Source organism: Arthrobacter sp. DualSoilB13, from assembly GCF_055389195.1.
Genome location: NZ_AP035865.1, coordinates 523992 through 544266, shown reverse-complemented (window position 1 = coordinate 544266; position 20275 = coordinate 523992). Strand labels below are relative to the sequence as shown.

Annotated in this window: 23 protein-coding genes; 7 read left to right on the top strand and 16 right to left on the bottom strand. The window is 62.8% G+C overall.

Going from position 1 to position 20275, the window contains the following annotated elements; all coding sequences use genetic code 11:
- The first annotated feature begins 43 nt into the window (after positions 1-43).
- On the top strand, positions 44-346 hold the full coding sequence (locus ACZ5J0_RS02695; RefSeq protein WP_223941663.1) for a hypothetical protein: 303 nt from the start codon (positions 44-46) through the stop codon (positions 344-346).
- A gap of 83 nt (positions 347-429) precedes the next feature.
- On the opposite strand, the gene ACZ5J0_RS02690 is transcribed toward ACZ5J0_RS02695, so the two are convergent.
- A complete protein-coding gene (locus ACZ5J0_RS02690; RefSeq protein WP_142936819.1) occupies positions 430-1719 on the bottom strand; it encodes an adenylosuccinate synthase in 1290 nt (429 codons plus the stop codon).
- A gap of 204 nt (positions 1720-1923) precedes the next feature.
- Positions 1924-2112 (bottom strand): hypothetical protein, encoded by a 189-nt coding sequence (locus tag ACZ5J0_RS02685; protein WP_238703263.1) that lies wholly within the window; start codon positions 2110-2112, stop codon positions 1924-1926.
- Positions 2113-2401: 289 nt separating this feature from the next.
- On the opposite strand from ACZ5J0_RS02685, the gene ACZ5J0_RS02680 reads away from it, so the two are divergent.
- Positions 2402-3034, top strand: a complete 633-nt coding sequence (locus ACZ5J0_RS02680) for a uracil-DNA glycosylase (protein WP_464094117.1) — start codon at positions 2402-2404, stop codon at positions 3032-3034.
- Between the two features lie 73 nt (positions 3035-3107).
- Here ACZ5J0_RS02680 and ACZ5J0_RS02675 read toward each other — a convergent pair whose 3' ends face one another.
- Both ACZ5J0_RS02675 and fbaA read right to left on the bottom strand, forming a co-directional pair.
- Positions 3108-3530 carry a DUF3151 domain-containing protein gene (locus tag ACZ5J0_RS02675; RefSeq protein ID WP_142936821.1) on the bottom strand — a complete coding sequence of 141 codons (423 nt, stop codon included), beginning with the start codon at positions 3528-3530 and terminating at the stop codon, positions 3108-3110.
- The gene (gene fbaA / locus ACZ5J0_RS02670) at positions 3530-4549 is read right to left on the bottom strand and encodes a class II fructose-bisphosphate aldolase (protein WP_142936822.1); all 1020 of its coding nucleotides are present in this window, start codon (positions 4547-4549) and stop codon (positions 3530-3532) included. Before fbaA ends, ACZ5J0_RS02675 begins: the two co-directional genes overlap by 1 nt.
- 188 nt (positions 4550-4737) lie before the next feature.
- On the opposite strand from fbaA, the gene ACZ5J0_RS02665 reads away from it, so the two are divergent.
- A complete protein-coding gene (locus ACZ5J0_RS02665; RefSeq protein WP_166841252.1) occupies positions 4738-5868 on the top strand; it encodes a hypothetical protein in 1131 nt (376 codons plus the stop codon).
- Positions 5869-5903: 35 nt separating this feature from the next.
- Here the strand turns inward: ACZ5J0_RS02665 and ACZ5J0_RS02660 are convergent, their stop codons facing one another.
- Together ACZ5J0_RS02660 and ACZ5J0_RS02655 are read right to left on the bottom strand one after the other, a co-directional pair.
- Positions 5904-6575 (bottom strand): TrmH family RNA methyltransferase, encoded by a 672-nt coding sequence (locus ACZ5J0_RS02660; protein ID WP_142937107.1) that lies wholly within the window; start codon positions 6573-6575, stop codon positions 5904-5906.
- Between the two features lie 83 nt (positions 6576-6658).
- Positions 6659-7954: a hypothetical protein gene (locus ACZ5J0_RS02655; protein WP_166841251.1), complete on the bottom strand. Its 1296-nt coding sequence runs from the start codon at positions 7952-7954 to the stop codon at positions 6659-6661.
- 260 nt (positions 7955-8214) lie between these two features.
- Here ACZ5J0_RS02655 and ACZ5J0_RS02650 point away from each other — a divergent pair, with 260 nt between their 5' ends.
- From ACZ5J0_RS02650 to ACZ5J0_RS02635, 4 genes are read left to right on the top strand one after another with little or no spacing between them, the layout of a single operon-like run.
- Positions 8215-9036: an HAD-IIA family hydrolase gene (locus ACZ5J0_RS02650; protein WP_035761154.1), complete on the top strand. Its 822-nt coding sequence runs from the start codon at positions 8215-8217 to the stop codon at positions 9034-9036.
- Positions 9037-9048: 12 nt separating this feature from the next.
- On the top strand, positions 9049-9756 hold the full coding sequence (locus tag ACZ5J0_RS02645) for a tyrosine-protein phosphatase (RefSeq protein WP_166841250.1): 708 nt from the start codon (positions 9049-9051) through the stop codon (positions 9754-9756).
- A gap of 11 nt (positions 9757-9767) precedes the next feature.
- The gene (locus tag ACZ5J0_RS02640) at positions 9768-11006 is read left to right on the top strand and encodes a sensor histidine kinase (protein ID WP_166841249.1); all 1239 of its coding nucleotides are present in this window, start codon (positions 9768-9770) and stop codon (positions 11004-11006) included.
- Between the two features lie 48 nt (positions 11007-11054).
- On the top strand, positions 11055-11738 hold the full coding sequence (locus ACZ5J0_RS02635) for a response regulator (RefSeq protein WP_166841248.1): 684 nt from the start codon (positions 11055-11057) through the stop codon (positions 11736-11738).
- 13 nt (positions 11739-11751) lie between these two features.
- Here ACZ5J0_RS02635 and ACZ5J0_RS02630 read toward each other — a convergent pair whose 3' ends face one another.
- From ACZ5J0_RS02630 to ACZ5J0_RS02585, 10 genes are all read right to left on the bottom strand, one after another.
- Positions 11752-12669, bottom strand: coding sequence for a hypothetical protein (locus ACZ5J0_RS02630; RefSeq protein WP_166841247.1), 918 nt, complete (start codon positions 12667-12669; stop codon positions 11752-11754).
- Positions 12666-13919 (bottom strand): M16 family metallopeptidase, encoded by a 1254-nt coding sequence (locus tag ACZ5J0_RS02625; protein ID WP_464094116.1) that lies wholly within the window; start codon positions 13917-13919, stop codon positions 12666-12668. The genes ACZ5J0_RS02630 and ACZ5J0_RS02625 overlap by 4 nt, the downstream gene beginning before the upstream one ends.
- Positions 13916-14794, bottom strand: a complete 879-nt coding sequence (locus ACZ5J0_RS02620; protein WP_464094115.1) for a phosphotransferase family protein — start codon at positions 14792-14794, stop codon at positions 13916-13918. Before ACZ5J0_RS02620 ends, ACZ5J0_RS02625 begins: the two co-directional genes overlap by 4 nt.
- Positions 14791-15429 (bottom strand): flavoprotein, encoded by a 639-nt coding sequence (locus ACZ5J0_RS02615; RefSeq protein ID WP_223941658.1) that lies wholly within the window; start codon positions 15427-15429, stop codon positions 14791-14793. The genes ACZ5J0_RS02620 and ACZ5J0_RS02615 overlap by 4 nt, the downstream gene beginning before the upstream one ends.
- Positions 15430-15538: 109 nt before the next feature.
- Complete coding sequence (locus ACZ5J0_RS02610) at positions 15539-15712, bottom strand: hypothetical protein (protein WP_165450137.1); 174 nt, start codon at positions 15710-15712, stop codon at positions 15539-15541.
- A 92-nt stretch (positions 15713-15804) separates the two neighbouring features.
- The gene (locus tag ACZ5J0_RS02605) at positions 15805-15978 is read right to left on the bottom strand and encodes a hypothetical protein (protein WP_165450138.1); all 174 of its coding nucleotides are present in this window, start codon (positions 15976-15978) and stop codon (positions 15805-15807) included.
- A 112-nt stretch (positions 15979-16090) separates the two neighbouring features.
- A complete protein-coding gene (locus ACZ5J0_RS02600; protein WP_464094114.1) occupies positions 16091-17092 on the bottom strand; it encodes a T3SS effector HopA1 family protein in 1002 nt (333 codons plus the stop codon).
- Entirely contained in the window at positions 17089-18198 is a 1110-nt protein-coding gene (gene lxmK / locus ACZ5J0_RS02595) for a class V lanthionine synthetase subunit LxmK (RefSeq protein ID WP_464094113.1), read from the bottom strand. The genes ACZ5J0_RS02600 and lxmK overlap by 4 nt, the downstream gene beginning before the upstream one ends.
- Before the next feature lie 187 nt (positions 18199-18385).
- Positions 18386-19300, bottom strand: a complete 915-nt coding sequence (locus ACZ5J0_RS02590; protein WP_223941655.1) for an ABC transporter permease — start codon at positions 19298-19300, stop codon at positions 18386-18388.
- Positions 19297-20271 carry an ABC transporter ATP-binding protein gene (locus ACZ5J0_RS02585; protein ID WP_464094112.1) on the bottom strand — a complete coding sequence of 325 codons (975 nt, stop codon included), beginning with the start codon at positions 20269-20271 and terminating at the stop codon, positions 19297-19299. The genes ACZ5J0_RS02590 and ACZ5J0_RS02585 overlap by 4 nt, the downstream gene beginning before the upstream one ends.
- Positions 20272-20275: the final 4 nt, after the last annotated feature.

Genomic DNA, 20275 nt, shown 5'->3' with positions numbered 1-20275 from the left:
CATAGTGGAACCAGCCACATACTGTCGAACGAAAGGAACTGCCGTGCACGTTCGCGTCAGCCCCGGATCCGTAGCTCTGGACGAACCTGATGACTGCACCAGCTTCAAGGTCCTGCTCTCCGAGGAAGCCAGGGAGAACCTGCCCGGATTGCTCAAAACCACCGCCGCTGGACGGATGGACAAGGAAGACGTCCTGGTATCAGTGGACTGGATACGCGGCGAATGCGCCGGACGGATCGGCATGGGCTGGAACTACCGCTTCGCCAACATGCTGGTGTACGCCGCCGGCAAAGGCTGGCTGAGCGATGACGGAAGCCTGGTCCGCGCCCACATCGAGGCGTACTGAAACAGCCACGGCGGGTGCACTCCGGCGTTGCGACCGCCCCCGGCAGATAAGCCGGGGGCGGTCCGCCGACGTCGAGCGCTAAGTCAGTCGTTGATCAGGTCGTGGACAACGATCGTCTGGTCGCGGTCCGGACCGACGCCGATGGCCGAGAAGCGCGTACCGGACAGCTTCTCCAGTGCCAGCACGTAGTTGCGGGCGTTCTCCGGGAGATCCTCCAGGGTGCGGGCCGTGGTGATGTCCTCGGTCCAGCCGTCGAAGTACTCGAAGATGGGGACTGCGTGGTGGAACTCGGTCTGCGTCATGGGCATCTCGTCGTGACGCACGCCGTCAACCTCGTAGGCAACACAGACCGGGATCTGCTCGATGCCCGTGAGGACGTCCAGCTTGGTGACGAAGTAGTCCGTGAAACCGTTGACGCGGGAAGCGTGGCGGGCCAGGACGGCGTCGTACCAACCGCAGCGGCGGGGACGGCCGGTGTTCACGCCGAACTCGCCGCCGGTCTTCTGCAGGTAAACACCCATGTCGTCGAACAGTTCCGTGGGGAACGGGCCGGCGCCAACACGGGTGGTGTAGGCCTTGATGATGCCGATGGACCGCGAGATGCGGGTGGGACCAATGCCCGAGCCTACGGACGCGCCGCCGGCGGTGGGGTTGGATGAGGTGACGAACGGGTAGGTGCCGTGGTCAACGTCCAGGAACGTTGCCTGGCCGCCTTCCATGAGCACAACCTTGCCCTCATCCAGGGCGTTGTTGAGGACCAGTGTGCTGTCGATGACCAACGGGCGCAGGCGCTCAGCGAAGGACAGGAAGTACTCCACGATCTCGTCCACCACGATGTCGCGGCGGTTGTACACCTTGACCAGGAGCTCGTTCTTCTGGCGCAGCGAGCCTTCCACCTTCTGGCGGAGGATGGATTCGTCAAAGACGTCTTGGACGCGGATGCCGAGGCGGGCCACCTTGTCCATGTACGCCGGACCGATGCCGCGCCCGGTGGTACCGATTGCCCGGCTGCCAAGGAAGCGCTCAGTGACCTTGTCCAGCACCTGGTGGTACGGCGCAACAAGGTGGGCGTTGGCCGAAACACGGAGGCGGGACGTATCCGCACCGCGGGCTTCAAGGCCGTCGATTTCCTGGAAGAGGGCCTCCAGGTTCACCACACAGCCATTGCCGATAATAGGGACTGCGTTGGGGCTCAGGATGCCCGCGGGAAGGAGCTTCAGCTCATACTTCTCACCGCCAACAACCACGGTGTGCCCGGCGTTGTTACCGCCGTTGGGCTTGACCACATAGTCAACACGGCCACCGAGCAGATCGGTTGCTTTGCCTTTACCTTCGTCGCCCCACTGGGCTCCGACGATCACGATAGCGGGCATGGGATCCTCCCCCATTCTTTCGGGCTTGCTCCGGTTGGATCACCAGAGTCAGGCGCCGTACATGAGAATGCCCCGACGTAGCTGGTGCAGCCGGACCAAAGGCACGGCATGCGCAAGAGTTTCGGGGCTCTTACCAGCCAAGTTTAGCCGATGACAACAGTTTCTCTGGTGTTTGGCCGGCGTTGGGGTGCCGTTGTGGATAAGTCAAGGAACGGCGAGCGCCACAGGACCAGCCGAGGAACTGCCCAGTTGCAGGCTCAGCAAGCCGGCACTGTCCACCAGCCCCACTCTGATGGCCGAGACCTTGTACTCCCCCGCCGCTGCCGTAACATCCGCCGGTTTGGTCCCGGGCCAGTTCTTGTCCGGTTGAACGTTGACGTTGATGGCCACCAAGGTCCGGACTGCCGTCAGGACTGGCCCGACGGTAGTTTCACAGTCATTATCTGCGTGAGAAAAGCCTCCTCGGGCTGGACTGCACTTTAGGGTTAATAGTGATGACGCCGCACACACTTCCAGGCAACACGCCGCGCCGCATTCAGAGGGCGCGCCGAAGCGGGCCCCGTTCACGCCCATAGTCCGGTAAGGTTAGTTAGCCCCCAACAGCACCCTTTGAGGTTCGGCTGCGGCATGCCCGCGGCACCTTGGAACGGTGCGCTGTGACACCTAGGAGACCTAACCCCTGATGCAAGAACTGGCGACTGAATCACCCGAAGAAATCCTCTGGAACCGCCGCTACGAACCGCACATCGCCGAGGTCAACGAGCTGTGCGACTCCATCAAGGTCCAGAAGCCGGGCAGTGAGGTCCTTTACATCGACCCCGCCCACAGCATGGATGATTGCCGCATCGTCAGCCTTTTCTCCAATCAGCGCACCAACACTGGCGAAGGGTTCATCAACCCGGGTGACGAGGAAGCCACCACCCGCATGCTCGGCATGCAGTGGCAGCTGGGCCTCCGTCCCGAGCTCATGATGCCCTGGAACGCCTACCCGTGGATTGAACCCAACGAGGAACCGGGAAAGCTCACGCCGGCCAACATCACCGAGGGCCTCAAGCCGCTCCTGCGCCTTCTGCAGCTCCTTCCGCGCACGTCCGCGTTGGTGGCGCACGGCAACGAGGCACACCGCCTTGCCGATCAGCTCATGAAGACTGCCCCGGCCAGCATCGCCCGCCGCGGCTTCAAGACCTTCAAGGTCCGCTCGCTCGGTGGCCGCTCCTTCGCCGGCACCCCGGCCCGCCAGCAGGAATACCTGGATGCCATCCACGGCGCCTACGCCGAGGCCATGGCACGCACGGGAATTCCCCGCAAGGCGTAGCAGCCTCACAACGCATTTACGACGGCGACCCCCACCTTTCGGTGAGGGTCGCCGTTGTTATGTGCTTGAATCCCTAGCGGGCTTCGAGCGCCGCCTTGGCCTTCGGGTCCGAGTCGTTCAGGAACTTCTCGATCCGCTCCGGCTCCTCAGCTTCGCCAATTGCCGACGCTGCCCGGCCCAACGCGTACAGAGCACGCAGGAAGCCCTGGTTGGGCTCGTGCTCCCACGGGATGGGTCCGACGCCGCGCCAGCCGTTGCGGCGCAGGGAATCCAGGCCGCGGTGGTAGCCAACGCGGGCGTAGGCATAGGACTCGATGGTCCGGCCTTCGGCCCAGGCTTCCTCCGCAAGGATGGCCCACAGAAGAGACGACGTGGGGTTCTTCGCCACCAGGTCCAGTGCTTCGTGGCCGAGTGCCAGATGCTGGTAGATCTCGGATTCGGCGGGCAGGAGCGTGGGCTCCGGCCCCATCAGGTTCTTCCGGAATTCGTCGGACATTAGAAGGTCTTGCCAACCGATCCGAGCTGCTGGGCGGCTTCGACGATGCGCGCGGCCATGCCGGCCTCGGCGGAAGCGCCCCAGACACGGGGGTCATAGGTCTTCTTGTTGCCCATTTCGCCGTCGATCTTCAGCACGCCGTCGTAGTTGGAGAACATGTGGCCGGCAACCGGGCGGGTGAACGCGTACTGGGTGTCGGTGTCGATGTTCATCTTGATCACGCCGTAGGAAACGGCGTCAGCGATTTCCTGCTCGGTGGAACCGGAGCCACCGTGGAACACGAGGTCGAACGGGTTTTCCTTGCCGATCTTGGCGCCAACCTCGGACTGGATCTGCTTGAGCAGTTCAGGACGGAGCTTGACGTTGCCCGGCTTGTACACGCCGTGGACGTTGCCGAAAGTCAGGGCTGTGAGGTAACGGCCGTTTTCGCCGGCTCCGAGGGCCTCAATCGTGGCGAGGGCGTCTTCGGTGGTGGTGTAGAGCTTCTCGTTGATTTCGTTCTCAACGCCGTCTTCCTCGCCACCAACAGTGCCGATTTCAACTTCGAGGATGATCTTCGCGGCCGCAGCGCGTTCAAGCAGTTCGCGGCCGATGCGAAGGTTCTCGGAGAGCGTCTCGTGCGAGCCGTCCCACATGTGCGAGTTGAAGATCGGGTCCTTGCCGGCCTTGACTGCTTCCTCCGAAGCGGAAAGCAGCGGGAGGACGAAGTCTGCCAACTTGTCCTGCGGGCAGTGGTCCGTGTGCAAGGCGATGTTGACGTTGTAGTTCTTGGCAACTTCGCGGGCAAACGCGGCGAAACCGAGGGAACCGGCAACCATGTCCTTGACCGAGGCGCCGGACCAGTAGGCTGCGCCACCGGTGGAAACCTGGATGATGCCGTCGGATTCTGCCTCGGCGAAACCGCGTATCGCAGCGTTCAGAGTCTGCGACGACGTGACGTTGACTGCGGGGAAAGCGAATCCGCCAGCCTTTGCGCGGTCGATCATCTCGGAGTAAATCTCTGGGGTTGCAATGGGCATGGTGACTCCTATGCTGAATTCGTCTGTGGGTTGGTAACCCTGGAGTAGACCGCTTACGGCTAGCACCCATCCTAGCGATATCCGCCGGGACGCCGTGTTTCGGGTCACTGGGGGCTCTTAACACTTCCGCCGAGTCGGCGTTCAGCACGGCAACCCCGATTCATCCACACGATGGATATACTTCTCGGATGGAGAACCCCTCGAACGCCAACAACGAACCGCGCCCCATGTCGGCCCCATCCGGCCCGCCTCCTCCCCCGGCCTACGGCGCCTACCAGCATCCAAACGGCCCTTACCAGCAGCCGGGCACCTTCCCACCTCAGCCGAAACGCACACTGAGCCGTACGGTGATCATTGCCATCGCAGCCGGAGCAGCGGTAGTCCTGGCGGCCGCCACAGTCGGGCTGGTCTTCCTGTTTACGCCGGCTAAAGACGGTGGCACGGCTGCTACTACGTACTTCCAGGCCCTTGTAGACGGGGATGCCAAGAAGGCGTTGAGCGTATCGGATCCGGGTGTCCCGGAGAATGAGGCGGTTCTCCTGCAGGACAACGTCTACAAGGAAGCGGGCCAGCACATTGACGGCTTCCGGATCCTTGAGTCAAAGGGCGAGTACGTCAGGGCCGAGGTAACCCAGAACGGCCGAAAGCAGGAGAACATCCTGATGATGACCAAGTCACCTGACGGCGAATGGAAGGTAGGGGCCAAGAACTTCCAGAAAATCCGGCTCAGTTCCAACCGCCCAGTGAAGACGTTCACCGTTAACGGCGTAGACGTAGCGGCCCCTGAGTCAGGAAGCTCATTGACGGGTTCCCAGCTGCTCCTGCCGGCTTTTCCCGGTGAGTACAAACTCGGTATATCCGGGGACAAATACACAACAGTTGAAGAGAAGAAAGCCTTGGTCAGCATCGACCGGAGGATTTCCGACACTTCCGAAACCCTGAAGGTACTGCCCAGCCAGCTCCTCCTGGACGAGACAAAGGCCCTTCTCCAAAAGAAGCGGGATGCATGCATCGCGTCAGCTCCGGCTACTACCACACAGTCGTTCAGCAGCGGTTGTTCCGGATTCAATCTGTACCAGTCCCGCCCCACCCGCAATGTTAAGTGGACCATCGACCAAGAGCCCACCTTCACGCTCTCCCTGTCCAAGGACGTTTGGTACATCCAGTCAGAGGATAAGGGCAAAGCTACGGTTAGCTACGAAGTAAACCGCGGCAACGAGGCCACCCCCAAATGGGAGCCCCATGTTGAGGTGAGGGAAGCCCGCGTCTCAGGTGAGATCCAGATCGTCGACGGAAAAGCGACTCTCAAAGACAATTAGGACCGCAGCTGCCCGGGGCGATACTGACAGCTCGGCTAGCTGACGGGCTGCTGGAACACGTGCCGGCGGACCCACGCGTGCATGGCAATGGCCGCGGCGGAAGCCGCATTCATGGAGCGGGTAGAGCCGAACTGCTCGATGGACAGCGTGGCGACGGCGGCATCGTGCACCTCGGGCGTCAGCCCCGGGCCTTCCTGTCCGAACACCAGCACACAGTTCCTGGGAAGGTCGTAGGTTTCCAGCGGCACCGAATCCGGGAAGATGTCGATGCCGATGACCGCCAGGCCCTCCGCCTCAGCCCACTGGACAAAGTCCTCAACAGTGGGGTGATGGCGGACGTGCTGGTAGCGGTCGGTGACCATGGCGCCGCGACGATTCCACCGGCGTCGACCAATAATGTGTACTTCTTTGGCGAGGAAGGCGTTAGCGGTTCGCACCACTGTGCCGATGTTGAGGTCGTGCTGCCAGTTCTCGATCGCAATGTGGAAATCGTGACGCTTGGAATCCAAATCCGCCACGATCGCCTCGTGCTTCCAGTAGCGATACTGGTCCACCACGTTGCGGCGGTCACCATCCCTCAACAGGTCCGGATCCCAGTGCTCGCCTTCCGGCCAGGCACCCTCCCAAGGCCCGACGCCGACCTCGGCTTTCGGTTCTGCCTCACCTTCCGGTGCGATCTCCAGAGGAGACACGGCAGGCGTGGGCAGGGCTGAGTTGGGGGGAAGGTCAGTCACCCCTCAACTTTAGCCCTGCCCGGTTGCCTGCCTGAGCGCGCGGAGTTGGGCGGCCCTTAGACCATCTTCCACTTATTGATGCGGTAGGAGTTGCCCAACTGCTCAAAGAGTCCGGGGTGGGCGTCCCAGTATTCCTTGTGCCCGCTGACGCCGAGCATCTGCGGGGTTCCCCACGGTGTCACGGAGAACAGGTTCACGGCCTGAATCGCTTCGCCGCGGGCATTGGTGCAGGTGAAGCCAATTACTACGGCTGCACCGCGCCGGAACTCCCGGATTTCCGGCATGCTGGTCTTGAAGTCGGCCGTGCACTTATGGCCCACCAGGTTCTGGGGCAGCTCGCTTGCGGTCATCCCCTTGAAGCGGGCTTCGATGTCCTGGATGGCCTTCTTGACCTCTGCGGGATCCTTGCCGTACTTGCCTTCTTCTGACTCAGCGAAGAACGCGTAGGCGAGCGCAATCCCGTCCCCGTCAGCTTCCACGGTCCCTTGTGCTTTCTTCTGGATCTCCTCACCGGTAGTGGGGTCCTTGGTGATGCCGAACGACTCGTCGTGGGTCCACTCGGCCAAGTACTGGAAGGACGATTCGCCTGTGACCCACTTGCTGAACAGCGGATCACCGTCTGCCGGAACGTTGCTGGGTCCGGCAAGTTCGTTCCAAACTTCAGGCAGGGGGATGGCGTCAGCGGGGATTTCAGAGGAAGCGGAGGCTTCGCCGGAAGGTTCGGCAGAAGGCTCCGCTGCCGCCTCGGACGCCTCGTCGGAGGAAGTCACCGACGGCACCGGACTATCCACCGCCGTGGGCTTGGTCATGGACGGAACCAGCCACGTGAACGTCACCACCAGGGCAATGATCACGACGACGGCCACACCACCCAGGATGAGGAACAACGACTTCCTGTTGTGGTCGCCCGGGTTCTGGCCGGGTCCGCCGGATCCACCAGGTCCGCCGGGTCCGCCAGGTCCGCCGGATCCACCAGGTCCACCGGATCCACCAGGTCCACCCGGGTATCCCGGCTGGCCCGGGTAGCCGCCGCCCGGCGGCGGGAAGCCCGGCTGACCTGGATAACCTGGCTGCCCCTGCTGCCCCTGCTGCCCTTGCGGATAGCGGTGCACGGTTTCGGCGTACTCGCCGTCGGGGTGTTGCCCGGGCTGGTTCTGTGGCTGCTGCGCCGGGAATGCCTGTGTGGCGGCAGGTTGCGTCGGGAACGCCTCAGTCTGGGCTTCCGGTTGGTACATGGGCTGCGTCTGGCCCGGCTGGTACTGGCTGTACTGATCCTTGCCGGTCTCGTAGCGCGGCTGCGGCACACCGTCCGGGTTATAGGGAGGCTGCGGTGCTCCGTTGTTGTTGCTCATGACAGGCCCTTTCACATGCGGTAAGTGGGGACCTGCGGGAGCGCGGCGACATGCTAATCCACCATGTCGATCCCCCGACCCAAGGTGGTGGCACACCAGCGCCGCAACCAGCGTAGACCAGCCCAACGCGCACGACACAAGTCAAAAGAGTTATCCACATGGGCAGAACTTCCCACATAAGGGGGCTTTCAGGATGGTGGGGCAGCAGATTGATGGAAGACTGGGTGGCAGTGCATGAACAATCCCAGCCGGAGGCAAATATGGCAGAAGAAACCACGTCCACATCGGTGTACCGGAATGGCCACGAAATCGAATGCTGGCTCACGGACATGGACGGCGTCCTGGTTCACGAAAACCAGGCGATTCCCGGTGCCGCTGAGCTCATCCAGCGCTGGGTGGACACGTCCAAGCGCTTCCTGGTTCTGACCAACAACTCCATCTTCACGCCTCGCGACCTCGCAGCCCGCCTTCGCGCGTCCGGCCTGGAAGTCCCTGAGGAAAACATCTGGACCTCTGCGCTGGCCACCGCACAGTTCCTGAAGGACCAGGTCCAGTCCTCGGACTCGGGCAACCGCGCCTACACCATCGGCGAAGCCGGTCTTACAACTGCCCTTCACGAGGCCGGGTTCATCCTCACTGACACCGATCCCGATTTCGTGGTGCTCGGCGAGACCCGCACCTACTCGTTCGAAGCAATCACCATGGCCGTCCGCCATATCTTGGCCGGCGCCCGTTTCATCGCCACCAACCCGGACGCCACCGGCCCCTCCAAGGACGGCCCCATGCCGGCCACCGGTGCCATAGCGGCCATGATCACCAAGGCCACGGGCCGCGAGCCCTACATTGTGGGCAAGCCGAACCCCATGATGTTCCGCTCCGCCATGAACCAGATCGACGCCCATTCCGAGACCACGGCCATGATCGGCGACCGCATGGACACGGACATCGTGGCAGGCATGGAAGCGGGCCTGCACACGGTTTTGGTGCTCAGCGGCATCACGCAGCGCGAAGAAATCGTGTCCTTCCCGTTCCGGCCCAACCAGATCCTGAACTCTGTGGCCGACCTGAAGAGCCAAATCTAAGAGGACAGAACCATGGCTGTACTCAATCTGCGTCCCATAGCCGGTGGCCGGATGCTCAGGGGTAGCCAGCCTTTCGGCTTGGATGCCGCTGCAACGTCGGGCTTCCTGACGGAGCACGGCATCCAGGCAATCGTGGACCTGCGGAGTGAGCTTGAGCGATCGTTGGTTCCATGGCTGGTTCAGGACGACGACGGAGGCGCGGGTGCCGCCGCGGCCCCGCCCGCCGTCGAGCTCATCCATAACCCGCTGGACCCGAACGCCATTGCCGGGTCGCTCCAATCCGTGGAAACAGCGGAGGACCTCGGCGACTTGTATTTGGGCTGGGTCCGGCTGCGGCCCGAATGGGTGGGCGATGCACTGCGACCCGTCGCACGTGGCAAGCGCACGCTGGTTCACTGTTCGTTGGGAAAGGACAGGACCGGCGTGGTGTCAGCGATAGCTCTTCTGGCATCCGGTGGAACCGAGGACCAGGTAGTGGCGGATTATGCCGCCACCACAGCCAACTTGCCGGACGTCCTGGAAGTTATGGCAGAAACGTGGCGGCTCAGCGTTCCCGCAACACCGGCAGAGTACTTCAGCCCCGAGCTGATGATCCTGCAGAGCCCGGAAGCTGCCATGCAGCACTTCCTGGCCGGCTTTGCGCAGGAGTTCGGCGACGCGCGGAGCTTCCTGCGTGAGGCGGGACTTACCGCCGTCGAGGTTGAATCGCTGGCTCTGTAATACTTGGGTGGATGAGTAGGACGAACTGGCTCGCTGACGTCAAACCCCTGCCCGGAGGGTGGGTTCTTCGCTCGGCTATCGTCCTGGCAACCATACTTTTCCTGGTGTTGGGGATCCGCTGGCAACAGCACGATCTTTCGTCGTTCCAGGGCTGGTTGGAGCTGGTAGTCCCGTACCTGCCGCTCCTGGCGCTCCTCCTTGGCGCCGTGCAATCCGCTGTTGCCTGGTGTCTGGCTCTGGCCGTCATCACGGTGCTGGGCGGGGACGCGTCCCTTGTGGTGGCCATGATCTTCCCCACCATGGTGGTGGTGGCCTTCTGTTCCTTCCTTCTTCCGTGGAAGCTTGCCATCAATTTCTCGCTGTTCGTGCCCAGTGTCTTGCTGGGTTTGTACATATCAACTCCGGAGATGGCTGACCAACCGGCGGTTCTGCTGGCGCTGGTGGTCTTCCTTGCGGCCGCGGCATGGCGCAGCGTCAACGTCTACCGGCACCGCTATGAGCAAAGCACACACCATATCCGTGATTTGCAGGAGCAACAGGCGCTAGTCCGGAGTGAGGAACGGACCCGCCTCGCCCACGAGCTTCATGACATCGTGGCCCACGACGTGACCATCATCGCCATGCAGGCGCGGCGCGCCGAGTTCGTGAACGACCCAGCCAAGACATCCCAAATCCTGGAAGGCATAGGGACTGCAGCGCAGCAGACCCTTCAGGATCTGCGTAGCCTGGTGACCCTCCTCAAGGACGAAGAAAGGGACGAGCCGGGAGGCCTCCCACAGATACCGGGCAGTGAAGGACAAACCGCTGGGTTTCTGGACGCTCCTGCCATGTCCGGTGAAACCACTACTGCGGTTGGCTTGGTTCACGATCTGGACGGAGTTGTGGAAGCACTGGACCGTGCGGGCTTCCAGGTTAGTTTGGTGGTCGAAGGTGAAGTAGCCCGCATCCCGGCCAGCCTGCGCCAGGCGCTTCGCCGGACGGTACGGGAAATGGGGACCAACGTGCTTAAACACGCGGACCCGTCCGGGGTGGTGGACCTGCGGTTGGCCGTAGGGGCTGATCGTGTGCAGCTCACATCGGAGAATACAGTTTCCAAAGCCGAGCCGATCATGTCTTCCCGGACTGGGCTTGAGGCGATGAGTGCCCGCTGCGAAGTGTTTGGCGGGTTCATGGACGTGGGCCTTAGCGAGGAGCGCTGGACCACCGCGGTGTCCATCCCGTTGGAAGGATTAGCCTCTTCGAATGCATGATCACATCTGTGGGAAGATGGGCTCCGTGACTGACATTGGGGGATCAGTATGACGCGGGTTTTGTTGGTGGATGATGAGCTGTTGGCCCGGGAGATCCTGCGGGACTATCTCTCGTCCGACCCGTCCATCGAGGTTGTCGGCGAGGCATCTGATGGGCGCGTGGCCGTGGTCCAGGCAGCTGCGCTTCGTCCGGACGTGATTCTGATGGATATGCAGATGCCGGTCATGGATGGCGTGGCTGCAACAGCGCAAATTCATGCAGAATTCCCGGAAATTGCCATCCTGGGGTTGAGCACCTTCTCCACCGATCGCTACGTGGTGGATTTACTGCGTGCCGGAGCGTCGGGTTACCTCGTCAAGGACACGCTGCCCAAAGAAATTACCGCCGCCATCCATAATGTGATGGCAGGTGAGTCCGTATTGTCCTCCAAAGTGACACGGCATGTGGTGACAGGGCTGGCGGAGTCCGTCCCTGCCGAAGTTGTTCCGGACCCCAAGCTCGTGGACGCGCTGACCAAGAAGGAGTTGGAGGTAATCCAGCTGCTTGGACGGGGAATGAGTAACCGCGAGATGGCTGCGGAGCTCTTCGTGACCGAATCCACCATCAAAGCACGGTTCGTGAACGTCATGGAGAAGCTCGGCGTGCGGGACCGGGTACAGATTCTTGTTGCGGCCGTTGAGGGCGGGCTGGTGGACCTTAGCCCCGGTTCGCGGTCAAGGCTGGATTCCTGAGGATCACCACGCACTAGCTGCGTCCAAGGACCTCCTTAATGGGCCGAACCAAGCCCTCGACTGCCTTTTCGATGGCAGCGGAACGCACCCCATCGAGGGACGTATCCGGGTTGCGGATAAGCTCGCCACCCCACCCCATCACCTCGTAGTGGGCGAGGGACCGTGCCAGTTCAAGCGGGGACTGCCACGCCCGGTTCAGATTTGTCCGCGCAAACTCCCTTGCCTGCTCCACTGCTTCCCAGTGGTCCGCAATCCTGTAGTCCGCCACTGCGGAAAGCGCTGTGTCCAGAATGGCCGTACTGTTGGGCCGGGACGTGATGACCTGCCACATCACTGTCGGTGTGGAGGCCTGCAGCCCCCGGCTGGCTTGGAGTACAGCCTGGTGCCCGGACTGTTGAATCGCGTTTGGCAGCAAGGTTCCCGGTCCTCCGGCCACCAGGCAGATGGCAAGAAAAGTAGCAGCGAACCCAACGTCGCCTGCGGGATCCTGCCCAATGACAAAGGTCTGCTCGAATCCCTGGGCCGTTGTCTGCCTCATGGTGCTCCGGAAGGCAGGCTGCGGGATTGGAGGCCCTTCTCCCTCCCGCTCCAACACGCTGTCCTCAAGCTCTTCCAGAACGCCGGAAGAACCCACCACAGCAAGCACGGGATCACCCACTTCCCCTCTTCCCGGGGGTTCGGTATTGATGACATGGTCAATCCAGCTCCCTACCGCAGCCTCCGGCAGGGTGGCAGTCATGACCACGGCCCCATCGCCGGGCGTCCACGTCAAGGCAACCGGCTGCTGGGCCGGCCCGCAGCGTTCACCTGCCGTGGAAACGGCGCTACGCAGGTGCGGGACGCCGTCGGAAGCGGTTCGCCAGCCCATCGACACCGTGGTGAAGCGGGAACGCCGGTCAACCTGGGCCAGATAGCGGCGAGTGATGATCATCGGAGAACCTCCTCGGAAGGCTGGACGATGACTGACACGGACTCCTGCTCGGCGAGACGCCATGCCGCGGCGGTGACCAACGGCCTGAGCCGCGTGGCGTCGTCGGATATGTTGGCGAGTGTATCCGCCAGCTCAACGGCGAACGTCGGCGTCCCCCTCAGAAGCACGTCGCGGGTGACGGTCCGGGCGAGCCGTTGGTCATCGTGCGTGAACCTTTCCATCCGGAGAACGGCGCGACGGGCCGCAAGGATCATCACCGCATCATCGGCGATCGCGAGCGCCCGGAATCTCTCGGAAGGGTCTATGGCCTGTCCGGTGTCGTCCACCAGGACGAATAGATCATCCCGGGTCAGGTCCCCCGGGCCAAACAAGCCGGCGCTGGCGTCCAGGCCATCCTGCTGGGACAGCAGCTCAGCTGCCACAAGGTCACCGAGGAGATCCGGGCCTGCGGAGTGACCCAACGCTGCAGCCGTGGCGGAAAGTAAACGAGTGGAGGTGGCTCCGCCGGAACAGATCCTGGACGCCGAACCACCCCTGCGCACGGACTCCTGCACCACAGGGACGACGGGCGCTTGGTCTGAAATTCCAGAGAACGGTGCCGCCAGAAACCGGAGCGTCTTCAGAGGGTCTTCAGATGTCACGGCCGTCAAAACCGCCCCCGAGGGACGATAAAGACGGCGATGAAGTGCGTGTAGCTTTTCACTGGTGACCCGGGATGCCAGATCACGATCTCCGGTGCCGTCATGACCGTTGGCGTGGTCCGCCCAATATTGCGCCGTCAGGTGCGGCCAGGGCAGGATGCCCCCGGGTGCCGGAGCCAAACGCTGCGCCCGTTCTGTGGCCACGGCGTCTATCTGCTCCGCAATCTGCTCCTGGGTCAGTGCGGGCTGGAAGACTTGCTCAACCAAGCGACGTGAGATCTGTTCGAGGTGTCCCGTGGGACCGGACTCGTAAAATTCGGAGTAGTCCATGTGGGTGTTCCCGCCCAGGATTCCGCCGGCTTTCTGAACCGAAGCCTGCCGTTCGGACGCCGTGGTGTTCTCACTGTCTTGGTAGACCATGTGTTCGAGGAGGTGCAGCATGCCTTCCTCCCCCGGCCTTTCATGGCGCATTCCCGCTGGCACGCCCAGACTGACGGAGAGGATGCGCGCGGAGGGATCGTGAACCGCGATCAGCTGTGTTCCCCTGTCCAGCTGCATGCCGTGCACGGCCCGGCCGTCCAATGTGCCAAGAATCGTAGGGGTAGTCATCGCATCTCCGGGGTGGTGTCCGCAGCCGGGCTGGCCAGGTACCAGCCAGCCAAGTGAAGCAGTGCCTTCGCCTGAGCCTCTCCTGCGCCGGCATAGTGGTGCCAGTCGTAGGCATGCTGGGCGATCCTGAAGGCCAATGCCGGGCCGATCTCGGACGGTCCGGGAGCTTTCCCGCAGGTCTCAAGGAACCCTGCGCGCAGTTCTTCAAGGGCTGGACGCAGCACAGGGTGGAATGCATGCAGCTCCGCCATCTCCCCCAACACCCAAGCAATGTCATATTCCGGGTGGGCAAGCCCCACGTCCTCGCCGGTGAGGAGCGACCCCGTTGCACCATCAGGGGTCACCACCCAATGGGCCATCCCCGGGTATCCGTGAGCTATAACTTGGCGGGGGCCGGAAAGTACGCGTTTGATCCATCGACGGATCTCTTGCAGGCCGGGGTCGCCCAAAACTTCGCGGGCCGGCTCCCATGCACCTCCCAGCCAGGCCTCCGCCCGCTGGACGGTTCGTGGAGTACTTCCCGGAAAGTCGATGAGGGAAGCATTTTCATGGAGAACGCTCAGGGCAGTGCCCCATGCCCGCCCTGCCGCCCGGAGGTTTGCGGGCACCCCCGCCGTTATGAGGTCGAAGACCGTTGACCCTGCCGGCGTCGAGTATGAACGGTGGCGATCACCCCCGATGCCTACCACCAAGAGGTCAGCGCCGGGCGCGGGATCGATGCTGATGGGCAGGGACGAGAAAGGGATGGGCGCTCCGACGCCCAGGCTGTGGACCCATTCATAAGCCCCGCCTACCTCGTATACACCGGTGGACAGCAACTCGGTCCGGGTGGAGCGGATGACTGATTTCTGCCGGGAATCCATCGCGGCGCTCATACAGTAGCCGCCTCTTTGGTCATCCCCGCACGGAGGAGCCGTTCCTCTTCCAGCCGGCGCAGCACGGATGGGAACGACGGCGGCACCCAAGCCAGGGCGACGTCGCTGGACTCGCTGGGGCCAGGGACGGGGTCAATGACCAGGAAGTTTTCCGGCATGCGCAGTTTCCCGAGGGTCTCGGCGACGATAGGGCTCGCCAAGGCACGGGGCGGCAAGGCCGGAGCGATGCAGACCTGGGCTTCCGTTGTCATTGCTGCCAGCAAGGACGGCGAATCGGCTATGCCGTGAGCCAGGCGCGATGAGTAGTCAAGGGTTGCCGGGTAGACCAGGATCAGGTCCGCCCACTCTGCCAAATCGATGTGTGCAGCAATGAGCTCTTCCCCCCAGATATCGGCCTGTACACGGGATTTCAAGCGGGACTCAATGCTGTGACGGGTGATGAAACGCTGTGCGGAATCCCGCATGACCACCTTGAATTCCGTTTCCGGCGCCGCTGAAACCGCCCACTCAATCCAGAACGGCATAACCTGGGTGACTGCCGAGCCTGTGAGAATCAGGGCAACCTTGGAGTATCCGAAGGCTTCGAGGGTGAGGTCCGCCCATATTGGACGAGGACTGCTGTCAGTGGTTGTCATGGCAGGTCTCAGCATTCACGAGGGGTGGGTGGGTCAGTTATGGGTCAGGAGGCGCCGGCGTGATGATGTTTCCACCACCTCGCCGGCGCCTTCCCCGTGTTTGAGTTGCCTAGCAGCCCATGGTCAGGGTTGCGCCGATGATCACCCCAGCACAGAACGGCGTGGTGGCCGGCGCGTCGGTGGCAGCGTCGCCGCCGAGCTCGTCAGCAGCCGTGAAGGTGCTGTGCGCACGGGCCAGGTCCGTGAGGTCGGCCTGCGGGATGTTGGTGATGGCGTGAGTCATGCTGGTGTCTCCTTTTGATGGCACCACGTGGTTGGGTGCGTCCGGGGTTGCTACTGGGTGAAAGCTTTTGTTGCGGTGGTGCCAGGGGTGACTTAGCAGCCGGCACCGAGGGTGGCGCCAACAATGATGCCGATGCACAGCGGTGAGGTTGCCGGAGCTTCGGTGGCAGCGTCGCCGCCGAGCTCGTCGGCAGCCGCGAAGGTGCTGTGGGCGCGTGCCAGATCGGTCAGGTTGGCCTGGTGGAAGTTAACAACTGCGTTGGACATGGTGTCTCCTGTTTTCTTTGCTTCCCACTCAGTGGGAATGGGTTTTTTCTTTTTGGGTTCCTCATGGGAGGTTTTTGGGTGCCGGGCAGCGGCGGGCCGCTGCCCGGTTTCATCACTGGCTGGCGTTGTATCCGGGCTGGTGAGGGTTGATGCAGGCCGCCTGGGCTTCCAGAACCCAGGCGGCTTGGAGGTCGGTCTTTTCCACAGACGCACGGAGTAGCGCGTCCGTCAGTACCCGCGAGCGGTGTTGTCCGAAGCTGAGCCCCCGGTACCCCGGCCGCGGATCGTTTGGTTCCATGGCAAGTGCCAGGCGGTCGTGGACGCTATGGGTGAAAACCGAGGCAGGGGCGTCCCGCCCGGTGAAGAACCTCAGGGCAGGACGAACAAGGGAAGCCACGGCGTCCGCATGTTTGGCTGACATGTAAATGACCATCGCGTCACTGCGGGGGAAAGCAAGGGATGAGGAGAGGGTCTTGACCTGGTGGCCTAGCCCGCTGGCGGCAAGGGCTCCAAGAATCTTCGGCCACATTTCAAGAGCTTCTGCTGCCGTGGAACAGGACAAATAGAGCCTTGAAGCGGCCGCAGGGTTCACGGATCCGTGGGCACCGAGCGCAAGGAGGAATCCGGGGGTGGTGCGGCTTCGCCAACTGGGAACACGCACCCCCACGATCTCATCCAGGGGGTTGCGTATCAGGGCCTCCTCGGGAAAGAGGACCTTCACTCCGGATAGCTCCACCACCTGATGCGGAATGCCTTGGACCGAAGTCCCCAACTTCGTCCTCTTCGACGCTGCCTGAACGGATGCCTGTCCTGTCGCTGCCTGAACAACCGTGCGGTGCTGGATGCCTGCAATCAGCGCCGCGGCCAGGTCCTGGTGGCCTGTACCCGGCACGGTCTCGATCCCTGGGTGCCCGATGTGCAGATGGGTGTAGATCGCTCCGGCTAGTTGCGAGCGCAGCTCGGTGTGGCTGGTGGCTCTGAGTCTGGTGGCGTCTATGGTGGCGGTGAGCTCGCGAACATCGATGGAAATCCGGTGTTTCAGGACCTGCAGTACCTGTTCGAATGAGACCTGCTCGAATGTAGTCTGTGTGGGAGCGTTGAGCATGACCGTCATCGAGGTGTCCTTTCGAAACCGAGGGCTTTGACATAGTGGCCAGGTGTTAGCAGTGCCTCGCGCCCAACACCCGCAGCAGCCCGTTCGATGCCAGGGAGCCGTGAGACCATCGGGGCCCGGGTGATGGTTCGGTCCACCAGATGCCATCCCAGGTGGGCGGTAGCCCGAACCGGCAGGTCCGGGTCGTCATAGTTGGCATGATCGACATACGAGGTCCACATCCGTCGGATTGACGGAACAATGGCTGCCATCCGCTCGGCGATGCGTGCCGAGGCGCTCTCGTCGTCGAACCTGGCAGGGGGTGCGGAGGCTCCTCCGCGGGTGGTGACCGTGTCCAGGACCGCCCGGTAGATCCATTCGCCTGCCAGCATTCCCAGGTCCCGGGCGGGATCGCCGAGTCCGAATTCTTCCCAGTCGAGGACGCATAGCTCCCCGTTGTGGAAGTGGAACTGGTCAAGTCGCAGGTCGCCATGGATGGGACGTTCCTCGTGTTTCCGTTCCGTGGCCCTTAGCAGCCCCGCAGCGGAGATTAGTTCCCGATCGTTCTGCAGTTCAGCCCAGAGGGCCATCTCCGCCATGGTGAAGTCGAGGTAGCGAGCGTGCGGAACGCCAACTGCGAGCATTTCCACCGGCGGGCTGGGAGGTGCGGAGCGTTCCAATCCGACTGCGGGCCCGGAGTGGAGCCGGGCGAGCAACGCGCCGGCTTCCTCCGGGAAGCTGTCCGGCATGGTCTCCTCCACCAGCAGCTGCGCCAGGCTGGTTCCTGGGCAGTGCTCAAAAACCAGGAGGCCGTTCCCGGTGTCGCTACCAATGAGCTGTGGCGTTGCCGGCGCGAAGTGGGGGGACTGCTCTGCGAAGGCGGCGAAGGCTACCGAGCGGTCAAAGGCCGCCGGGCCGGAGGCTTGCGCGGAGATCTGCTTGACGAAGACCTTTTCCCCACTCCGCAGCTTCATGTTCCAGGTGCCGTTGCGGCCTGCAAAGGCGGCCGGGGTAATCTCTTCCACTGCCTCCCTGCCGTGGCGTGCAAGGACGGTGGTGGCCACATCGGCCGCGCGGAGGGCGGCCGGCGTGATGGACCGCGGGTGCGGGGCCGTGTCAATCATCATGAGGGTCTCCTTCAGAGCAGCAGGGCGGTTACCGCGTACGCGGCCAGGACACCGATCAACAGAAGGGCCACGTTGCGGAGAAGCTTTTTGGTGGCCAGTGACTGGTTGCGCTTGTTGTCAGACATGGTTTTTCCTATCTGGAGAGACCCGATGATTCGGGCTTGTGGACTAAGTGACGGGGTGGGGGTTAGGCCATCTCGTCGGAGGTCAGGGATTGCTGGAGCGAGACACGGGAGCCGGTGCGCAGGGCGTTGTTCCGGTAAATCACGGTTGCCAACCAGAACAGGGCAGGTATCGCTGCCACCGATACGCCGGCGGCAAGCACCATCTCCCAGGTGGACACGTCTTCCAGTGCGAAGCGCATCGGCATGAGGTAGGAGGAGAACAGCGGCACGAAGGACAGTCCTTCCAGCCACGGGTTCCCCATGTTCATGGGCAGGACGTAAAGGGAGACCACCAAGAGCACCATCTGCAGGACGGACAGCGGCATGACCGCCGTGCCCAGGTCTTCTTGTCGGGACACAGTAGAAGCCAGCGTGGTGTTCAAAGCTGCGAATATCACGTAGCCCAGGAGGAACCAGAGGAGGAACCACAGCAGGCTCGGTCCTACGGCGACGTTGATCAGGGACCAGCCCCCCACCACGCTGAACCCCACCACGGCGGTTCCGCCGATCGCCAGCAGCTGGACAAGGGTGACCAGCCCTATGCCGATCATCTTTCCGGCCAGCAACGGGACAATGCCGATCTTGGTGAGGAGGATCTCCACGATCCTGGATGATTTCTCCTCTACCACCCCGGAGGTCAGGCTCGATGCCGAGTAGACCAGGGAGGCCAGCAATGCGCTGATCATGGCGGTGGCGAAGATGGCCCGAGGATCAAAGTCCATTGCTCCAGCCCCGCCCAGCGAATCCACCAGGAACCATCCGCCGATCCCGGCAGCCGCGCCGGCGAAAAGTGCCAGTAGTCCTGTCGCCGTGAGAATGGTCCGGTTCCCCAGCCTGGTGAGGACCTCGCGCCGTATGATCAGGCGCGTCTCGCGTAGCCCACTGCCGGACGAGGGAGCGGCGCTGCGGGTGGTGCGATCAAATGTTGTTGTGCTCATTGCGATACTCCAACTTTGTCGAGGGAGCGCTCCGCCCCCGGGGTGGTACCTGGATGGGACAGCATGAATTCGCCGGCAAGCAGGTCCGCCAAGGACCTCTGTGCGGACACGATGCTCTTCAGCCCGCCGTGCCGTTGCGCTGCTGCGAGGATTTCGCCGGGCACGTCCCGCCCTGAGCCGTCCACGGAGACGAGCACGGTGGTACGGTCAGCCGCGGAGATCTCCACGTTGACGCCGCGGGCCATGGACACTTCGGCGGCGAATGAATCTGCCGCCCGGGAGAAACCGAGTTTCCAGCGGCTCTTTCCGTCATCCTGCAGCTCTACGACGCTGCCGCTTGCCGTCACTCGACCGCGGTCCAGAATGCATACTTTGTCGCACAGGCGCTCTACGAGCTCCAGTTGGTGCGAGGAGAACAGAACTCCGACGCCCCGGTCTGCTTGCTCCCGGATGAGGCGGGACATCGTTTCGACGGCGAGGGGATCCAGTCCCGAGAATGGCTCGTCAAGCACCAGCAGGGCCGGGTTACCAACCAGGGCGACCGCCAGCTGGACGCGCTGCTGATTTCCCAAGGAGAGGTCCTGAACCAGTGCCTGCTCACGGCCTTGGAGGCCAAGGGAGGCTATGAGTTCGTCTGCAACCCCACGCGCGGCTTCGGGTTGGTGCCCTTCCAGCAAGGCGAAGTGAATGATCTGATCCCTCACCGGCATCTGGGGGTAGAGGCCGCGTTCCTCGGGCATGTACCCGATGCGCCTCCGGTCCCTGGCCGTGATGGGCAAGCCCTCCCAGGTGACTTCGCCATGGTCCGGGGTCAGCAGACCAAGGATCACGCGCATGGTGGTGGTCTTACCTGCACCGTTGCCGCCGATGAATCCCACGATCTCCCCGCGATGGACCGTGAGGTCCACATCGTGGAGGACCCTGCGGTCACCGAAGCTGCGGCTGATGCCCGTGAGCTGTAGACCGTTCATACTT

What these genes read in the sequence shown, in the direction of transcription:
- ACZ5J0_RS02690 (WP_142936819.1), bottom strand. Translation starts at nt 1,719, where the DNA reads ATGCCCGCTATCGTGATCGTCGGAGCCCAGTGGGGCGACGAAGGTAAA.
- ACZ5J0_RS02680 (WP_464094117.1), top strand. Translation starts at nt 2,402, where the DNA reads ATGCAAGAACTGGCGACTGAATCACCCGAAGAAATCCTCTGGAACCGC.
- ACZ5J0_RS02675 (WP_142936821.1), bottom strand. Translation starts at nt 3,530, where the DNA reads ATGTCCGACGAATTCCGGAAGAACCTGATGGGGCCGGAGCCCACGCTC.
- fbaA (WP_142936822.1), bottom strand. Translation starts at nt 4,549, where the DNA reads ATGCCCATTGCAACCCCAGAGATTTACTCCGAGATGATCGACCGCGCA.
- ACZ5J0_RS02665 (WP_166841252.1), top strand. Translation starts at nt 4,738, where the DNA reads ATGGAGAACCCCTCGAACGCCAACAACGAACCGCGCCCCATGTCGGCC.
- ACZ5J0_RS02655 (WP_166841251.1), bottom strand. Translation starts at nt 7,954, where the DNA reads ATGAGCAACAACAACGGAGCACCGCAGCCTCCCTATAACCCGGACGGT.
- ACZ5J0_RS02650 (WP_035761154.1), top strand. Translation starts at nt 8,215, where the DNA reads ATGGCAGAAGAAACCACGTCCACATCGGTGTACCGGAATGGCCACGAA.
- ACZ5J0_RS02645 (WP_166841250.1), top strand. Translation starts at nt 9,049, where the DNA reads ATGGCTGTACTCAATCTGCGTCCCATAGCCGGTGGCCGGATGCTCAGG.
- ACZ5J0_RS02640 (WP_166841249.1), top strand. Translation starts at nt 9,768, where the DNA reads ATGAGTAGGACGAACTGGCTCGCTGACGTCAAACCCCTGCCCGGAGGG.
- ACZ5J0_RS02635 (WP_166841248.1), top strand. Translation starts at nt 11,055, where the DNA reads ATGACGCGGGTTTTGTTGGTGGATGATGAGCTGTTGGCCCGGGAGATC.
- ACZ5J0_RS02630 (WP_166841247.1), bottom strand. Translation starts at nt 12,669, where the DNA reads ATGATCATCACTCGCCGCTATCTGGCCCAGGTTGACCGGCGTTCCCGC.
- ACZ5J0_RS02625 (WP_464094116.1), bottom strand. Translation starts at nt 13,919, where the DNA reads ATGACTACCCCTACGATTCTTGGCACATTGGACGGCCGGGCCGTGCAC.
- ACZ5J0_RS02620 (WP_464094115.1), bottom strand. Translation starts at nt 14,794, where the DNA reads ATGAGCGCCGCGATGGATTCCCGGCAGAAATCAGTCATCCGCTCCACC.
- ACZ5J0_RS02615 (WP_223941658.1), bottom strand. Translation starts at nt 15,429, where the DNA reads ATGACAACCACTGACAGCAGTCCTCGTCCAATATGGGCGGACCTCACC.
- ACZ5J0_RS02610 (WP_165450137.1), bottom strand. Translation starts at nt 15,712, where the DNA reads ATGACTCACGCCATCACCAACATCCCGCAGGCCGACCTCACGGACCTG.
- ACZ5J0_RS02605 (WP_165450138.1), bottom strand. Translation starts at nt 15,978, where the DNA reads ATGTCCAACGCAGTTGTTAACTTCCACCAGGCCAACCTGACCGATCTG.
- ACZ5J0_RS02600 (WP_464094114.1), bottom strand. Translation starts at nt 17,092, where the DNA reads ATGACGGTCATGCTCAACGCTCCCACACAGACTACATTCGAGCAGGTC.
- lxmK (WP_464094113.1), bottom strand. Translation starts at nt 18,198, where the DNA reads ATGATGATTGACACGGCCCCGCACCCGCGGTCCATCACGCCGGCCGCC.
- ACZ5J0_RS02590 (WP_223941655.1), bottom strand. Translation starts at nt 19,300, where the DNA reads ATGAGCACAACAACATTTGATCGCACCACCCGCAGCGCCGCTCCCTCG.
- ACZ5J0_RS02585 (WP_464094112.1), bottom strand. Translation starts at nt 20,271, where the DNA reads ATGAACGGTCTACAGCTCACGGGCATCAGCCGCAGCTTCGGTGACCGC.